12 protein-coding genes are annotated in these 18,358 nt (G+C 33.5%); 2 read left to right on the forward strand and 10 right to left on the reverse strand.

The features are described from left to right. Nucleotides 1-4,114: beta strand repeat-containing protein (locus GN138_RS14230; protein WP_231743088.1), on the reverse strand; the 4,114-nt coding region annotated here is incomplete at its 3' end. A gap of 381 nt (nt 4,115-4,495) precedes the next feature. Between GN138_RS14230 and GN138_RS14235 the strand changes: the two genes are divergently transcribed. Both GN138_RS14235 and GN138_RS14240 read left to right on the forward strand, forming a co-directional pair. Next, nucleotides 4,496-6,085, forward strand: a complete 1,590-nt coding sequence (locus tag GN138_RS14235) for a peptide chain release factor 3 (protein ID WP_157364672.1) — start codon at nt 4,496-4,498, stop codon at nt 6,083-6,085. Nucleotides 6,086-6,196: 111 nt separating this feature from the next. After that, nucleotides 6,197-6,427, forward strand: coding sequence for a (4Fe-4S)-binding protein (locus GN138_RS14240; protein ID WP_157364673.1), 231 nt, complete (start codon nt 6,197-6,199; stop codon nt 6,425-6,427). A 233-nt stretch (nt 6,428-6,660) separates the two neighbouring features. Here GN138_RS14240 and GN138_RS14245 read toward each other — a convergent pair whose 3' ends face one another. The 9 genes from GN138_RS14245 to secE form a co-directional block, all read right to left on the reverse strand. After that, on the reverse strand, nt 6,661-6,978 hold the full coding sequence (locus GN138_RS14245; protein ID WP_157364674.1) for a DUF3467 domain-containing protein: 318 nt from the start codon (nt 6,976-6,978) through the stop codon (nt 6,661-6,663). Nucleotides 6,979-7,085: 107 nt separating this feature from the next. Further along, nucleotides 7,086-11,387 (reverse strand): DNA-directed RNA polymerase subunit beta', encoded by a 4,302-nt coding sequence (gene rpoC, locus GN138_RS14250; RefSeq protein WP_157364675.1) that lies wholly within the window; start codon nt 11,385-11,387, stop codon nt 7,086-7,088. 73 nt (nt 11,388-11,460) lie between these two features. Next, nucleotides 11,461-15,273, reverse strand: a complete 3,813-nt coding sequence (rpoB, locus tag GN138_RS14255) for a DNA-directed RNA polymerase subunit beta (RefSeq protein ID WP_157364676.1) — start codon at nt 15,271-15,273, stop codon at nt 11,461-11,463. Between the two features lie 122 nt (nt 15,274-15,395). Further along, the gene (rplL, locus tag GN138_RS14260; protein WP_157364677.1) at nt 15,396-15,770 is read right to left on the reverse strand and encodes a 50S ribosomal protein L7/L12; all 375 of its coding nucleotides are present in this window, start codon (nt 15,768-15,770) and stop codon (nt 15,396-15,398) included. Nucleotides 15,771-15,828: 58 nt separating this feature from the next. Beyond that, entirely contained in the window at nt 15,829-16,350 is a 522-nt protein-coding gene (rplJ, locus tag GN138_RS14265) for a 50S ribosomal protein L10 (protein ID WP_157364678.1), read from the reverse strand. A gap of 19 nt (nt 16,351-16,369) precedes the next feature. Continuing rightward, a complete protein-coding gene (gene rplA / locus GN138_RS14270) occupies nt 16,370-17,059 on the reverse strand; it encodes a 50S ribosomal protein L1 (protein ID WP_157364679.1) in 690 nt (229 codons plus the stop codon). An 11-nt stretch (nt 17,060-17,070) separates the two neighbouring features. Further along, the gene (gene rplK / locus GN138_RS14275; protein WP_157364680.1) at nt 17,071-17,511 is read right to left on the reverse strand and encodes a 50S ribosomal protein L11; all 441 of its coding nucleotides are present in this window, start codon (nt 17,509-17,511) and stop codon (nt 17,071-17,073) included. 67 nt (nt 17,512-17,578) lie between these two features. Next, entirely contained in the window at nt 17,579-18,124 is a 546-nt protein-coding gene (gene nusG, locus GN138_RS14280; RefSeq protein WP_157364681.1) for a transcription termination/antitermination protein NusG, read from the reverse strand. Between the two features lie 19 nt (nt 18,125-18,143). After that, complete coding sequence (secE, locus tag GN138_RS14285) at nt 18,144-18,338, reverse strand: preprotein translocase subunit SecE (RefSeq protein WP_157364682.1); 195 nt, start codon at nt 18,336-18,338, stop codon at nt 18,144-18,146. Nucleotides 18,339-18,358: the final 20 nt, after the last annotated feature.

Genomic DNA, 18,358 nt, shown 5'->3' on the forward strand with positions numbered 1-18,358 from the left:
TATTAACAAAAATTGACCCTAAAGAGTTACCCAAATTGTCTAAAGCCTCAACACCTACTCGGTTATTTCCACCTCGTTCTGTAATAGCAATAAACATGCCTGCCGTTGTTACTATATCATATGAATAAATTAAATCATAACTATCTGCAGTAAAATCTTTATTATTTAAATATTGAAAATGATTTAAATTTCTATCTTGAAATGCTGACAAAGCAGTTACATCAAATAAATCATCAGAATCAGTGAATAAATTTGACTCTTCACCTATATTATTTTCTGTAATATAGACCATATCGTTAGCGGTCACATTAGAAATATTATTTGAATAACCACTTGGTAAAATAAAGTCTGTATATTCAAATCCTGAAACCGTAATACTATTTAAATAATGAGACTCTGTGCTGGAGTTTGCATCATTTGTTGTTACATCATAAGCCAAATCTGAAATTGAACCATCTATTCCACTATCTGAAGATGGGCATTCAAATACATCTAAAATACCATCATTATCATCGTCTAAATCACAAACATCAGTTATATTGTCGCCATCAGTATCTAAATTTCCTGAGGCTACTGGGTCACAAGGATCTACATAACAAACACTTAACGTAAAATCACCATCGGTAACTTGTGTATTTGTACCAAGACTGTAATCAACTCCTGTTTCTGTAACTAAACCATTTGAGGCATCAACACTTGCTGGATTACCAGTACCAAACTGACTACCATCTCCTCCATCCGCATTTGCATCATTATACGCTTCATTGGCATCACTACAACCATCATTATCGCTATCTAAATCTAACTGGTTAGGAATTCCATCTCCATCCGTATCCAAAATACAAGATAAGCTCGTAAAAGGAATAAATTGTCTAGTCACTGAAGGACCTTCATATTCTGCTGTTAAAGATTCACCTCCAGTATTTTCAAAATATAAAATAACTATTTCATGTAAACCAATAGTTAATGTAATTGAACCATTTTCAGTAATAACACCATGACCTCCATCGTTATCTACAATTTCAATACCATCAATAAATAACTTAGAACCATCATCTGAAGACGTATAAAAAGTATACAAACCTGCTGTAGTAATATTAATATTTCCTCTGAAACGAACACTAAATGTATTTGTATCCCCAGGGTCAACAGAATTCTGTAATGCATCAACATCAAAACTTGACACCGTACCAATTGACAACGCTAAACTTACATCAGTTGGAATATTATCAACTGTATTTCCCGAAGGTGTTGAATCATAAAATTCATACTGAATACTTCCTATACATGATGCATCTTCATCAACATCAGATATACCATCGTTATCATCATCTAAATCAGTACTGTCTACAACACCATCACCATCAGAATCAGCCCCAACAAGTACTATTACTTCAGCTGTATCACAATTTGAAGTTGAAGTTTCACAAATTTCATAAGTTATTGTATATACTCCTGCAGAGGCACTTGCCGGTATATTTAAAGTTCCATCAGTATTTATTGTTACTCCTGTAAGACCTCCTTCATTAATTATGGAAACATCAACATCTCCTGTTGCAACTGTTGAACTATTTAAAGTATCATTATCAAAAACACTATCTGCTGTAGTATCTCCACCGATTACAAGTGCTGAAGAAAAATCGTCATCATCTGCATTAATTGCATCTTCTATTACTATAGTTACATCTGATGTAGTACAATTTGTTGTATTAGCAGTTTCACAAATTTCATATGTTACTGTATATGTTCCAGAAGCCAAACCAGCAGGAACATCTATTGTACCATCAGCATTAATTGAAACACCTGTTAATCCTCCATCGTTCACAATAGATGGTGTAACATCCGAAGCCGTTACCGTAACACCATTCAACGTATCATTTATGTATACAGTACTTGTTGTTCCTCCGCTAAAATCGCTAATAGTTGTTGCTGAAAAATCATCATCATTAGAAATTAATGAATCAAAAACTACTATAGTTGCAATTGCTACATCACAATTAGATAAATTTCCTACTTCACAAATTTCGTATTCAATATTATAAGTACCACTTGGTGTATTTGGAGGTACAGTAATAGTTCCATCCGAGTTAATTACTGCACCTGTAAGACCATCATCATCATTAATATTTGGTACAACATCCCCATCAGCAAAAGAAACACCATTTAATGTATCGTTATCAAAAACTGAAGGTGTTGAACCACCCGCAGAATCACTAATTGGAGATGAAGTATAATCATTAAATACAGCATCTATACTTCCATCATTTACTACAAGAGTAACAAAAGCCGTATCACAGTTTGAAGGATCTGAAACTTCACAAATTTGATATTCCACAACATAAGTTCCTGCTGCTGTTCCTGCAGGAATAGTTAAGGTTCCATCACTATTTATAACCAAACCTGCAATACCATCGTCATCAAGAATAGAGGGCACAACATCTGAATCTAGAAATGAAACCCCATATAATGAATCATTATTATAAACTGAAGAGGTAATACCACCAACTGTATTATCAATTGATGACAAACTAAAATCATCATTTACTGCATCTATACAAGCTATAGATGGGGTAGTAGCTGTAGAAATAACTAAACCAGTTCCTCCATCTGTACCTCCATTCACTGGAAATTCAGTTAATGCAGAACTAGATGTTACTCCACTATCACCTCCATTTATATTTATTGTTGGCGAACCCGAAGAAATAGCTATAAAACCACCAGAACCTCCACCACCAGGACCTTCAGCCTCTGTATTAGTTATCAATTGATTACCTCCAGCTCCACCATTAGCGTCTAACACTAACGTATTTGCAATGGATGCTGATTTTAATACTATACTACCACCCGCTCCAGCTCCACTTGGAGCATCATTATGACCACCTATAGTATTAGATCCATCTAGACCATTAGCACTAAAATTACCTGTACCATTTATTTGATTAGCTCTAATTAATATTATACCAGCACCATTTGTTGCACTTTGATTAGCATTATTATTACCATCTCCAGCTCCTCCGCCTCCTCCGAAGAAGATTCTATTTACTTCATTCGCAACCAAAGGTCTACCACCTAATCCACCTACATTTTCTCTACGGTTTCCACTCCATGAAGTATTACTAGGTCCGACTGATAATGCGTCTTGATTACTACCACTAAAACTATAACCTCCTCGTCCTCCACCAGAAGATACTGTTAATGAATTACCATTAGCTATATAATTAGGATCTAAAGACCATGCTGACGAGCCTGTGCAAGTAGCACACATATTACCTGCTCCATCTAACCAGACTACTCCATTATTACCATTGGCACCACCACCACCACCAGCGTTGTGAGAATTTCCACCACCACCACCATTAGCTGGTGCTCCTCTACCATATCTTCCCCCAAGTAAATCATACTCCACATTAAAACCAGCTATACTTTCACCTTTTTCTGCACTATCTGCACTGCTTGTAGAAACATAACCATCTTGTATACTTGAACCTGAACTAAGAGTTGAATTCTCTCTAATACCACCTCTAAAACCTAAACCAGAAACATCAACAAGTCCATTAACAGTAACAGTAGTAGCATCAATAACAACTAATCCCCCTCTACGACCACCTGCGTAATCTTGCCATTCTAATGCTGTTACAGAAGCCCCAGAATCAATTGTTAAATTATTATATTGTGGAACTTTAATTACCTGTACACGACCAGCCACAGAATAAGCTTGTGAAACACCACAAGAGATTGTTATGTTATTTCCACTAACACCAGTTACATACACAAATTCGTACAATCCAGCACTGTTATAAGAAGTAATTTCACCATAATTAATTGTATTAGACGTATTAATAGATGCCCCTTGAGCTTGATAGATCATTATTAAATCTCCAGCCGAAAGCGTTCCAATATCAGATGCAAGGTCATATACCTGAATAATTTCATCTCCTACTGCGATATCTGCAGAAACTGCTCCATAAGTATTTAAAACGGTGTTAGCAGCAGAAACTACTAAATCTCCATCTTTACCTGGCTGAGCAAAAGATTGATTAATCCAAACAAAAGAAAAAAGAATCAATAATAATATTCTTGTGTTTGTAAACGAGAATCGAAGAAAGATTTTCATATTATATTTTGTATAGTTGATGTATAGTTCTGTGAGTTTAAATAATAATTATGCTAATATCTCTAAAAGCAACAAATATATTTGGATCAAATGAAAACAAAAAATTATTGTAGGGTATTTCTATATGATTAATACATATTATAATTATTTAGACACGTTAGGAGGTCTAAAAGTCACATAACCTTTAAAAAACATGACTCTTATGAAGCAAATTATTATTAACTACTTCAAAATAAATCAGTCCCACAATTTTGCGAGGCTAAAATTAACAAAAATATTTACACATTTAACATCAATATATAATTAAACTTTGTTTTCTTAATTCTTTATATCTAAATACATTAATACAATTATATTTGCATTCCTATTTAATAAAATACTATGAGCTTTTTAAAAGAAATTAACAGAAGACGAACCTTTGGGATTATATCGCATCCTGATGCTGGTAAAACTACACTTACCGAAAAATTATTACTATTTGGTGGTGCTATACAAGAGGCAGGCGCTGTAAAAAGTAATAAAATAAAAAAAGGAGCAACAAGTGATTTTATGGAGATTGAACGTCAGCGTGGTATATCTGTTGCTACTTCTGTTTTAGCTTTTGAATATAATGGTGTTAAGATTAACATTCTTGATACACCTGGACATAAAGATTTCGCGGAAGATACATTTAGAACCTTAACTGCTGTAGATAGCGTAATTGTAGTTATTGATGTAGCAAAAGGTGTAGAGGAACAAACAGAAAAGCTGGTAGAAGTTTGTAGAATGCGAAACATACCAATCATTGTTTTTATTAATAAAATGGATAGGGAAGGTAAAGATGCCTTTGATTTATTAGATGAAATTGAACAAAAGTTAGGCTTAAAAGTTGTGCCATTAAGTTTTCCAATTGGAATGGGCTATGATTTTAAAGGTATTTACAATATATGGGAAAAAAATATCAATCTATTCTCTGGAAATAGTAGAAAAGATATAGAAGAAACCATAGAAATCTCTGATTTATCGTCAAAGGAATTAGATAATTTAGTTGGTGAAACCGCTGCCAATACACTTAGAGAAGAAATTGAATTAGTAAAAGGAATTTATCCAAATTTTGACAAAGGAGAATATTTAAATGGAAATCAGCAACCCGTTTTCTTCGGCTCTGCTTTAAACAACTTTGGTGTAAGAGAATTATTAGATTGTTTTATAGAAATCGCTCCAAAACCAAGACCTAAGCAAAGTGAAGAACGATTGGTAAAACCTGATGAAAAGAAATTTAGTGGTTTTGTATTTAAAATACATGCTAATATGGACCCTAACCACCGAAATCGTTTAGCTTTTGTAAAGATAGTCTCAGGAGAGTTTAAACGAAACACACCTTATCTACATGTTAGGAATAAGAAAAAATTAAAATTTTCTAGTCCCAATGCTTTTTTTGCTGAAAAGAAAGAAATAGTAGATATTTCATATCCTGGCGATATTGTTGGTTTACAGGACACAGGAAGCTTTAAAATTGGTGATACACTTACCGAAGGTGAAATATTAAATTATAAGGGTATACCAAGTTTTTCTCCAGAGCACTTTAGATACATCAATAATGCTGACCCAATGAAGGCGAAACAGTTATATAAAGGTATCGACCAATTAATGGATGAAGGTGTAGCACAATTATTTACATTAGATTTTAACGGAAGAAAAGTTATTGGTACCGTTGGAGCTCTGCAATATGAAGTTATTCAATATAGATTAGAACATGAATATGGAGCAAAATGTACCTATGAAAATTTAAACGTACATAAAGCATGTTGGATTCAAACAGAAAATGAGAAAAGTGAAGAATTTCAAGATTTTATTAGAGTTAAGCAACGTTATTTAGCGAGAGACAAACAAAATCAATTAGTATTTTTAGCGGACTCATTATTTTCTTTACAGATGTCTCAACAAAAGTATCCAAGTATTACATTTCACATGACTTCAGAATTTGAGTAGTGAAAAAAAAACACATTTAAACGTTTAAATTGGTATTTTATCGGTATATTGTACAATATTAATTCTCAAGTTAATAGAAAAACATAAGATTAACCCCAAACTAATCTACTTATGGAAATCAATAATAACACCTACAGTAACTCAGAAGTTACGGTAAATTACAAACCAAAATGTTGTATAAATGCCGGTTTATGCGCAAAAGAACTGTCTACAGTTTTTAGAAATTCTGTTATACCATGGATAAATTTAGAAGCTGAAAAAACCGATGTAATTGTAAACCAAATTAAAAAATGTCCTTCTGGGGCATTACAATATAGGTTACATAAAAGAGAAGTAGCATAGATAGCATTTAACATAAAAACAAAAACCTTTGACACTAAAATCAAAGGTTTTTTTACTAAAATTCATAAAAATCTATTTTTAGAGATTTTAAGAGCTTTTTAAACAATACCAATATTTAGATATAAAATAATTTTTAAAACACATAAAACACCAGTTTAAATGATGTTTTTTAAATAGAAAATATTAATGCAATATGTATTTTTCATAGATTTTATAAATACATTTAATTTATTTTAAGCTTGACCGGTTGGACCGAAATTTAAAGGAATAGGTGGTTGTTCATAATCTTTAATTTCACCATGGGCTTTTTCAAATCTATTTACATTATCTGCCAACGCCTTTAATAAACGTTTAGCATGTTGTGGTGTTAAAATTATTCTAGATTTAACTTTACTTTTTGGTGTCCCTGGCATTATACTAACAAAGTCTACTACAAATTCTGAAACCGAGTGATTAATTATTGCTAAATTAGAATAGGTTCCTTCCGCGATTTTCTCATCTAATTCTATATTAATTTGCCCCTTTTTTGGTGCATTTTTTTCATCTGCCATATTATATTATTTTATTGCTTCATTATAAAGCATGTTTTTTTTATTAAAAAAGCCTTCAAGTATAAATACAAGAAGGCTTTCCTCTATTATTCTTTAGAAATATTAAATTAATTAAAATTCATTTCTTCTTTAGCCTTCATCATTTCATTAAATTCTTGTTTAGAACCTACAATGATGTTTTCATATTCTCTCACTCCAGTACCTGCTGGTATTCTATGACCAACAATTACATTCTCCTTAAGACCTTCTAGTGAATCAACCTTACCATTTACAGCTGCTTCGTTAAGAACTTTAGTAGTTTCTTGGAATGACGCTGCAGATATAAACGACTTAGTCTGTAATGATGCTCTTGTAATACCTTGTAAGATTGGAGTTGCAGTAGCTGGGCTAGCATCTCTTGCTGTAACAAGATTCTTATCTTCTCTTCGTAAACTAGAGTTCTCATCCCTAAGTTCTCTCACCGTTACAATTTGACCTGATTTTAAATTCTGAGAATCACCAGCATCTTCAACCACCTTCATTCCGAAAATTTTATCGTTTTCTTCAATGAAATCTGATTTATGCACTAATTGATTTTCTAAGAAAATTGTATCACCAGAATCTATAATTCTAACTTTACGCATCATTTGTCTAACTACAACTTCGAAGTGCTTATCATTAATTTTTACACCTTGTAATCGGTATACTTCTTGAACTTCGTTTACCAAGTATTGTTGTACCGCTGCAGGTCCTTTAATATTAAGGATATCATTTGGTGTTATAGATCCATCAGATAATGGCATACCAGCTTTAACGTAATCATTCTCTTGTACAAGAATCTGATTAGATAATTTAACTAGGTATTTTCTAACATCTCCTAACTTAGATTCTATAATAATTTCACGGTTACCACGCTTAATTTTTCCAAATGACACAACACCATCAATAGCACTTACAACAGCAGGATTAGAAGGGTTACGCGCTTCAAATAATTCAGTTACACGAGGAAGACCACCAGTAATATCACCAGCTTTTGCAGATTTACGAGGAATCTTAACTAAAATCTTACCGATTTCAATTTTATCACCATCATCAATCATGATGTGTGCACCAACAGGTAAGTTATAAGAACGTATAGTTTCACCTTTAGAATCTTCAATTAATAATGTTGGTATTAATTTCTTATTTCTAGATTCTGAAATTACTTTTTCTTGGAAACCTGTTTGCTCATCTATTTCAACTTGGTAAGTAACACCTTGTTCGATATTTTCATATCTCACTTTACCTGCAAATTCAGAAATAATTACACCATTGTACGGATCCCATTGAGATACTACATCACCTTTTTTAAGTTTTTGTCCTGGTTTCACAAAAATATGTGAACCATACTGAATGTTATTAGTACTTAAAACAATACCTGTTTTAGCATCCATTAACTTTAATTCTGAAGTTCTAGAAATAACAACATCTACTTCATTTCCTTCGTTATCAACAGATTTTACTGTTTTTAGATCTTCAATTTCTGCAATACCATCAAACTTCACAGTTAATTTGTTATCCTCTGAAATGTTACCTGCAATACCACCTACGTGGAACGTACGTAATGTTAACTGAGTACCAGGCTCACCAATTGACTGAGCAGCAACTACACCAACAGCTTCACCTCTTTGTACCATTTTACCAGTAGCAAGGTTACGTCCGTAACATTTAACACAAATTCCTTTCTTAGCCTCACAAGATAATGGCGAACGCACTTCAATAGACTCTAATGGAGAATCACCAATTTTCTTAGCAATAATATCATCAATATGTCCACCAGCTTCAACTAATAATTCTTCAGTTAGAGGATTATATACATCATTAAGAGAAGTTCTACCAACTATTCTAGCTTCTAGGCTCTCAACAATTTCTTCATTTTTCTTAAGTGCAGCAACTTCAATTCCTCTTAGTGTACCACAATCTTCTTCATATACTATTACATCTTGAGAAACATCTACTAATCGACGTGTTAAGTAACCAGCATCGGCAGTTTTAAGAGCCGTATCTGCAAGACCTTTACGTGCACCGTGAGTGGAGATAAAGTATTCTAAAATTGAAAGTCCTTCTTTAAAGTTAGAAAGAATTGGGTTTTCGATAATTTCTCCTCCACCTGCATTGGATTTTTTAGGTTTTGCCATTAAACCACGCATACCTGTTAACTGACGAATTTGTTCTTTAGAACCCCTTGCACCAGAATCTAGCATCATAAATACTGAGTTAAATCCTTGCTGATCCTCACGGATACGCTTCATAGATAATTCTGTCAATTCCGCATTGGTAGATGTCCATATATCGATAACTTGGTTATAACGCTCATTATTAGTAATAAGACCCATATTATAGTTACCCATTATACCATCTACTTGCTTATTAGCAGCATCAATCATAGCATGCTTTTCTTGTGGAATAATAATATCACCTAAACTAAATGATAAACCACCTTGGAATGCAAACTTATAACCCAATGTTTTTATCTCATCTAAGAAGTCAGCTGTCTCAGGCACACTTGTCTTTTTAAGAATACCATGAATAATTCCTCTCAAAGATTTTTTAGTTAATACCTCATTGATATAACCAGCAGCAGCAGGAACTTTTTCATTAAAAAGTACACGTCCAACAGTAGTCTCTATAATTTGCTTTGTTAATTCACCTTCTTCATTAAAATCGAAAGTTCTAACTTTAATACCAGCATTTAAGTCTACACGCTTTTCATTGTATGCAATTGTAACCTCTTGTGGTGAGTAAAATGTTAAACCTTCTCCTTTAATTGGAACTTCTGGTGTTGATTTACGAAGCTTAGTCATATAATATAAACCAAGTACCATATCTTGAGAAGGTACAGTAACTGGAGAGCCATTAGCTGGATTTAATATATTATGTGAAGCCAACATTAATAATTGACATTCTAAAATAGCTTCTGGTCCTAATGGTAAATGTACAGCCATCTGGTCACCATCGAAATCGGCGTTAAAAGCCGTACACACTAATGGGTGTAACTGAATCGCTTTACCTTCGATAAGTTTTGGTTGGAATGCTTGTATACCTAGTCTGTGTAATGTAGGAGCACGATTTAAAAGCACTGGATGTCCTTTTAAAACATTCTCTAAAATATCCCAAACAACAGGCTCTTTTCTATCTATAATTTTCTTTGCAGATTTTACTGTTTTTACAATTCCTCTTTCTATTAATTTTCTAATAATAAAAGGCTTGTAAAGCTCTGCTGCCATTCCTTTTGGCAATCCACATTCAAATAATTTTAATTCTGGTCCTACTACAATTACAGAACGTGCAGAATAATCAACACGCTTACCAAGTAAGTTTTGACGGAAACGTCCTTGCTTACCTTTAAGTGAATCTGATAAAGATTTTAATGGTCTATTAGAATCAGTTTTTACAGCTGAAGATTTACGTGTGTTATCAAATAATGAATCTACTGATTCTTGTAACATACGTTTTTCATTACGTAAAATTACTTCTGGTGCTTTTATCTCAACTAAACGCTTAAGACGGTTGTTACGGATAATTACACGACGGTATAAATCATTTAAATCTGATGTCGCAAAACGACCACCATCTAAAGGCACTAAAGGTCTTAATTCTGGTGGGATTACAGGTACAGCCTTCATGATCATCCATTCTGGTCTGTTTTCTCTGTTTTCGTTAGAATCTCTAAAAGCCTCTACAACTTGTAAACGTTTTAAGGCTTCCGTTTTACGTTGTTTAGATGTTTCGTTATTAGCTTTATGTCTTAAATCATAAGATAATTGATCTAAATCTATTCTTGCTAATAAGTCAATAAGACACTCAGCACCCATCTTAGCGATAAATTTGTTAGGGTCTGTATCGTCTAAATATTGATTTTCTTGAGGAATAGTATCTAAAATATTTAAATACTCTTCTTCAGTTAAGAAATCCATTTTTTGAATTGGTTCTCCTTCAGCATTCATTGCAATACCTGGCTGAATAACCACATAACGCTCATAATAAATGATCATATCTAATTTCTTAGATGGTAATCCAAGAAGGTAACCTATTTTGTTTGGTAACGAGCGGAAATACCAGATATGCGCAACAGGAACAACTAAATTAATGTGTCCTACTCTATCTCTACGTACTTTCTTTTCTGTTACTTCTACACCACAACGGTCACAAACAATACCCTTGTAACGTATTCTTTTATATTTACCACAAGCACATTCAAAATCCTTTACAGGACCAAAAATACGCTCACAGAACAAACCATCTCTTTCTGGTTTGTGAGTTCGATAATTAATAGTTTCTGGCTTTAATACCTCTCCACGAGATGCTGCTAAAACAGACTCAGGAGATGCTAAACCAATAGAAATTTTATTAAATTTCTGTACTGTATTCTTATCTTGTTTTCTTGCCATGTTCTTTATAGTATTCAGTCTTCAGTCTTCAGTACACAGTGATTACAATGTACTGACGACCGCCTACTATTTTTTATTCCTCTAATCTAATATCTAATCCTAAACCTTTCAATTCGTGCATAAGTACGTTGAATGATTCTGGTAGTCCTGGTTCTGGCATTGGCTCACCCTTAACGATTGCTTCGTAAGTTTTTGCTCTACCAATTACATCATCTGATTTTACAGTTAATATCTCTCGTAAAGTACTTGAAGCTCCATAGGCCTCAAGTGCCCAAACTTCCATTTCACCAAAACGTTGTCCACCAAATTGTGCTTTACCACCTAATGGTTGTTGTGTAATTAATGAGTATGGTCCTATAGAACGAGCGTGCATTTTATCATCAATCATGTGACCAAGTTTAATCATATAGATTACACCAACTGTTGCTGGTTGATCAAAACGATCTCCTGTGCCACCATCGTATAAATATGTATGACCAAATCTTGGAATACCAGCTTCATCTGTATATTCGTTAATTTGATCTAATGTAGCACCATCAAAAATTGGTGTTGCATATTTCTTACCTAAATCTTGACCAGCCCAACCTAATACGGTTTCATAAATCTGACCAATATTCATACGAGAAGGTACACCAAGTGGGTTTAATACAATATCAACTGGAGTTCCATCTTCTAAGAAAGGCATATCTTCTTGACGGACAATACGTGCAACAATACCTTTGTTACCGTGACGTCCTGCCATTTTATCACCTACTTTTAGTTTACGTTTTTTAGCAATATAAACTTTAGCTAGTTTAATGATACCTGCAGGTAATTCATCTCCTACAGACACTGTAAACTTCTCACGTCTTAATGAACCTTGAAGATCATTTTCCTTAATCTTATAATTATGGATTAAATCTGCAACTAATTCATTGGTGTGGTCATCAGTAGTCCATTTTCCAGAAGTCAGATGCGTATAATCATCTACTGCATTTAACATTTTTAAGGTATATTTCTTACCTTTTGGAATAATTTCTTCTCCTAAATCATTATATATTCCTTGAGCAGTTTTACCATTTACTATGTTAAATAGTTTTTCTACAAGAATATTTTTTAATTCATCAAATCTATTGTCATAAGCATTTTCTAATGCTTCTATGTCTTCTTTGTCTTGAGCTCTCTTACGTTTATCTTTAACGGCTCTAGCAAATAATTTTTTATTAATTACTACACCATTTAGAGATGGAGACGCTTTTAAAGAAGCATCTTTTACATCACCTGCTTTATCACCAAAGATAGCTCTAAGAAGTTTTTCTTCTGGCGTTGGATCAGATTCTCCTTTAGGTGTAATTTTACCAATTAAGATATCTCCTGGTTTAATCTCCGCACCAATACGAATCATACCATTTTCATCCAAATCTTTAGTAGCTTCTTCAGAGACATTAGGAATATCATTAGTTAATTCTTCATTACCTAATTTAGTATCTCTAACCTCTAAAGAGTATTCATCAATATGGATAGAAGTAAATACATCTTCTCTAACTACTTTTTCAGAAATTACAATTGCATCCTCAAAGTTATACCCTTTCCAAGGCATAAAGGCTACTTTCATATTTCTACCAAGCGCTAATTCACCGTTTTCAGTTGCATAACCTTGACAAAGAACTTGTCCTTTTGTAACTTTATCACCTTTTTCAACAATAGGTTTTAAGTTGATAGACGTACCTTGGTTTGTTTTTCTAAATTTAACTAATGGATAAGTTTTTGTATCACTATCAAAGCTTACCATTGCTTCTTCCTCAGTACGCTCATATCTAATAGTTATTTTTTCTGCATCAACGTATTCAACAGTACCTTCACCTTCAGCATTTATTAATACTCTAGAGTCTGATGCAACTTGACGCTCTAAACCAGTACCTACAATTGGTGCTTCTGGTCTTAATAATGGTACCGCTTGACGCATCATGTTAGATCCCATCAATGCACGGTTGGCATCATCATGTTCTAAGAACGGAATTAAAGATGCAGATATAGATGTTATCTGATTTGGTGCAACGTCTGTATAATCTACTTGAGATGGATCAATTACAGGGAAATCACCTTCTTGACGAGAAATAATTTTATCCTCTAATATTTTACCATCATCATCAACTTTAATCGTTGCTTGAGCAATTAACATATCTTCTTCCTCTTCGGCACTTAGATATGTTGGATTATTCTTAATGTCAACAATACCTTCTTCAACTTTTCTATAAGGCGTTTCAATGAATCCCATTGGGTTCACTTTAGCAAATACAGATAAAGATGAAATTAAACCAATGTTTGGCCCTTCTGGTGTTTCAATTGGGCATAAACGACCGTAGTGTGTATAGTGAACATCACGTACCTCGAAACCAGCTCTTTCTCTAGATAAACCACCTGGTCCTAATGCTGAAAGACGACGCTTGTGCGTAATCTCTGCAAGAGGGTTTGTCTGATCCATAAATTGAGATAACTGGTTAGTACCAAAGAAAGAATTAATAACTGACGATAAGGTCTTAGCATTAATTAAATCAATAGGAGTAAATACTTCGTTATCACGAACATTCATTCGCTCTCTAATAGTACGAGCCATACGAGCTAAACCAACACCAAATTGAGAAGATAATTGTTCTCCTACTGTACGTACACGACGGTTAGATAGGTGATCAATATCATCTATCTCTGCTTTAGAGTTGATAAGTTCAATTAAATATTTTATAATAGTAATGATATCTAATTTGGTCAAAACTTGTTTGTCCATACCAATATCTAACTGTAACTTCTTATTCATTCTATAACGACCTACTTCACCTAAAGAGTAACGTTGGTCTGAGAAGAATAGCTTGTCAATAATTCCACGTGCTGTTTCCTCATCTGGTGGCTCAGCATTACGTAATTGACGGTAAATGTGTTCAACAGCTTCTTTTTCAGAATTTGTTGGATCCTTTTGTAATGTATTATGAATAATTGCGTAATCTCCTTGTTGCGAACTTTCTTTATGTAAAAGAATAGTTTTTACATCTGCTTCAAGAATTTCTTCAATATTATCTTTGTCTATAATTGTATCACGATCTAAAACTATTTCGTTACGTTCAATAGATACAACTTCTCCAGTATCTTCATCAACGAAATCTTCGTGCCAAGTATTAAGTACACGAGCCGCAAGTTTACGACCAATTACTTTCTTTAATCCAGATTTTGAAACCTTTACTTCTTCTGCAAGGTCAAAAATCTCTAAAATATCTTTATCACGTTCAAAACCAATAGCTCTGAATAATGTTGTAACAGGTAATTTTTTCTTTCTATCAATATAAGCATACATCACTTGATTGATATCTGTTGCAAATTCTATCCAAGAACCTTTAAAAGGAATTACTCTTGCTGAATATAATTTTGTTCCATTTGCATGGAAAGATTGACTGAAGAAAACACCTGGTGATCTGTGTAATTGAGAAACTACTACACGTTCTGCTCCATTGATACAAAATGTTCCACTCGGCGTCATGTATGGAATAGTACCTAAATAAACATCCTGAACGATTGTTTCAAAATCTTCATGCTCTGGATCGGTACAATACAACTTCAATCTTGCTTTTAAAGGCACACTGTAAGTTAATCCTCTTTCAATACATTCTTCTATAGAATATCTTGGTGGATCAATAAAGTAATCTAAAAATTCTAGTACGAATTGATTACGCGTGTCTGTTATTGGGAAGTTCTCCATGAAGGTGTTGTATAAACCTTCAGTACCTCTTTCTTCTGACTTTGTTTCTAATTGGAAAAAATCCTGGAAGGATTTAATTTGAATATCCAAAAAGTCTGGGTAATCTGTCCTATTTACAATAGAAGAGAAATTAATTCTTTCAGCCTTTTTTGCTAACATTGATGAACGAGATTTTATTTAAATAAAAACTAAAAAATGTATATAACGTTTATATACACAAAATGGTTTAGGTCTTAGAGTAATACTCTAGACCTAAACCTTGTATTAAAGATAAGTTAAGCTTACTTAAGCTCAACTTCAGCGCCAGCCTCTTCTAACTGAGATTTTAATGCCTCAGCTTCGTCTTTTGCAACACCTTCTTTGATTGCACTTGGTGCATCGTCAACTAAACCTTTTGCTTCTTTTAAACCTAAACCAGTTAATTCTTTAACTAATTTTACTACAGCTAGTTTAGAACCACCTGCAGCTTTTAAGATAACATCAAATTCAGTTTGCTCTTCAGCAGCATCGCCACCTGCAGCAGCACCACCAGCAACTGCAACAGCAGCAGCAGCAGGCTCAATACCGTACTCATCTTTTAATATAGTTGCTAATTCGTTAACTTCTTTTACTGTTAAGTTAACTAATTGTTCTGCGAAATCTTTTAAATCTGCCATTTTTCTAATGTTTAATAATGTGTGTTATAATTTAATTTTCTATTGTGTATTCCTTGTATTATCCTTCTCTTTCAGATAATGTTTTTACGATTCCTGCGATAGTACCACCACTTGATTTAAGAGCAGAGATAACATTCTTAGCTGGTGACTGTAATAAACCTACAATCTCACCAATAAGTTCTTCTCTAGACTTAATATCAACTAATGCATCCAATAAATCGTCACCAATGTATATAGACTCCTCGATAAAAGCTCCTTTCAACAAAGGCTTTTCAGATTTTTTTCTGAACTCTTTAATTACTTTAGCAGGTCCATTTCCTGTTTCAGAATACATTACTGATGTATTACCTTTTAAAGTAGCAGGTAAGTCACCAAAATCTTTATCTGATGCCTCCATTGCTTTCTCTAAAAGCGTATTCTTAACAACCGCTAACTTAATGTTAGACTTGAAACATGCTCTTCTTAAATTTGAAGTAGTTGCTGCATCTAATCCTGAAATATCTGTTAAATAGATATTTGTATTATCTGCTAACTGAGCAGTTAACTCTTCAATTACTTGGGATTTTTCTTCTCTTGTCATAATATTCTAAGTTTAACTACTATCCTATTTTTGTGTCTATTGCAATACTTGGACTCATTGTACTAGACATGTAAATACTTTTTACATAAGTTCCTTTTGCAGTAGTTGGTTTCAATTTAATTATAGTTGACAACAATTCTTGAGCATTTCCAACAATTTTGTCGGTACTAAAAGATGCCTTTCCAATTGGAGCATGTACTATACCTGTTTTATCAACTTTAAAATCAATTTTACCAGCCTTAACTTCAGCAACCGCTTTAGCCACATCCATTGTTACTGTACCCGTCTTAGGGTTAGGCATTAAACCTCTTGGCCCTAATACTCTACCTAATGGTCCTAACTTACCCATGATGCTAGGCATAGTAACAATAACGTCTACATCTGTCCAACCATCTTTAATCTTTTGTAAGTACTCGTCTAAACCTACATAGTCAGCACCAGCTTCCTTTGCTTCTGCTTCTTTATCTGGTGTTACAAGGGCTAAAACCTTCATATCCTTACCAGTACCATGAGGTAATGAAACTACACCACGTACCATTTGATTTGCTTTACGTGGATCAACACCTAATCTAATTGCTAAATCTACTGAAGCATCAAACTTTGTGTAAGTAATTTCTTTTAGTAATGCCGAAGCCTCTTCTAAAGAATAGATTTTATTTTTATCTACCTTTGATTGTGCCTCTTTTTTCTTTTTTGTTAATCTTGCCATTTCTAAAAAATTTAGTTTGGAGCTTCACCTCCTTTAACAGTGATACCCATCGATCGTGCTGTACCAGCAACCATCTTCATAGCAGAACCAATTTCAAAGGCATTTAAATCTGCCATTTTATCTTCTGCTATAGCTTTTACTTGATCCCAAGTTACCTTGGCTACTTTACGTCGGTTAGGTTCTCCTGATCCTTTCTTTACTTTGGCCGCTTCTAATAATTGTACTGCTGCTGGTGGTGTTTTGATTACAAATTCAAAAGATTTGTCTTTGTAAACAGAAATTACCACAGGTAAAACCTTACCTGCTTTATCTTGAGTTCTAGCATTAAATTGCTTACAGAACTCCATGATATTAACTCCAGCGGCACCTAAAGCGGGTCCTACCGGTGGCGACGGATTCGCAGCACCTCCCCGAACTTGTAGTTTAACTACTTTGTCTATTTCTTTTGCCATTTTTAAATGTTTATTACGTTTATCAAAATTGGAAGCTTAGATAAAACGCTCTTTATTGTAACAATTATTAAACTTTTTCTACTTGCATATAACTCAATTCTAATGGTGTCTTTCTTCCAAAAATTTTCACCATTACCTCAAGTTTACGCTTTTCTTCATTAATTTTTTCAATGATACCATCAAAACCATTAAAAGGACCATCAATAACTTTAACCGTCTCACCTTTTGAATAAGGAATTGCAACATTTGCATTAGCTTCTACGGATAACTCATCTACCTTACCTAACATTCTATTTACTTCGGATTGTCTCAAAGGTACTGGATCTCCACCCTTTGTTTCCCCCAAGAACCCAATAACATTAGTTATTGATTTAATAATGTGAGGTATCTCACCACTTAAATTGGCCTGAATCATTATGTAACCAGGAAAATAAACTTTCTCTTTTTGAATTTTTTTTCCATTACGGATTTGAATCACTTTTTCAGTAGGCACTAAAACCTGATCGACATAATCACTAAGACCTAATCTAGAAATTTCATTTTCTATATAAGTCTTAATCTTATTTTCTTGACCGCTTACAGCCCTAACAACATACCACTTTTTTTCAGACATCTTCTATTTGTATAATTGTTTAGTGTATCAAATCAAAATAAGCTTTTACCGCTTTACTAAAAACAGTATCCACTCCCCAAATAGCCAATGAAAATATAATTGAAAACACAGCTACAATCACCGTTAATTTTTGAGCTTCTGGCCAAGGCGTCCAAGACACATTGTTCTTTAACTCTTCAAACGATTCTTTTATATATGTAACTAATCCTGCCATTTGATTTTTTTTTAAGGTTT

The sequence above is a fragment of the Winogradskyella endarachnes genome, assembly GCF_009741275.1.
GTDB classification, from domain to species: domain Bacteria; phylum Bacteroidota; class Bacteroidia; order Flavobacteriales; family Flavobacteriaceae; genus Winogradskyella; species Winogradskyella endarachnes.

Excerpts from the sequence above, each read along its gene's own strand:
- GN138_RS14235 (WP_157364672.1), top strand. The coding sequence starts at position 4,496 with ATGAGCTTTTTAAAAGAAATTAACAGAAGACGAACCTTTGGGATTATA.
- secE (WP_157364682.1), bottom strand. The coding sequence starts at position 18,338 with ATGGCAGGATTAGTTACATATATAAAAGAATCGTTTGAAGAGTTAAAG.
- GN138_RS14245 (WP_157364674.1), bottom strand. The coding sequence starts at position 6,978 with ATGGCAGATGAAAAAAATGCACCAAAAAAGGGGCAAATTAATATAGAA.
- rpoB (WP_157364676.1), bottom strand. The coding sequence starts at position 15,273 with ATGTTAGCAAAAAAGGCTGAAAGAATTAATTTCTCTTCTATTGTAAAT.
- rplA (WP_157364679.1), bottom strand. The coding sequence starts at position 17,059 with ATGGCAAGATTAACAAAAAAGAAAAAAGAGGCACAATCAAAGGTAGAT.
- GN138_RS14240 (WP_157364673.1), top strand. The coding sequence starts at position 6,197 with ATGGAAATCAATAATAACACCTACAGTAACTCAGAAGTTACGGTAAAT.
- rplJ (WP_157364678.1), bottom strand. The coding sequence starts at position 16,350 with ATGACAAGAGAAGAAAAATCCCAAGTAATTGAAGAGTTAACTGCTCAG.
- rplK (WP_157364680.1), bottom strand. The coding sequence starts at position 17,511 with ATGGCAAAAGAAATAGACAAAGTAGTTAAACTACAAGTTCGGGGAGGT.
- rpoC (WP_157364675.1), bottom strand. The coding sequence starts at position 11,387 with ATGGCAAGAAAACAAGATAAGAATACAGTACAGAAATTTAATAAAATT.
- nusG (WP_157364681.1), bottom strand. The coding sequence starts at position 18,124 with ATGTCTGAAAAAAAGTGGTATGTTGTTAGGGCTGTAAGCGGTCAAGAA.
- rplL (WP_157364677.1), bottom strand. The coding sequence starts at position 15,770 with ATGGCAGATTTAAAAGATTTCGCAGAACAATTAGTTAACTTAACAGTA.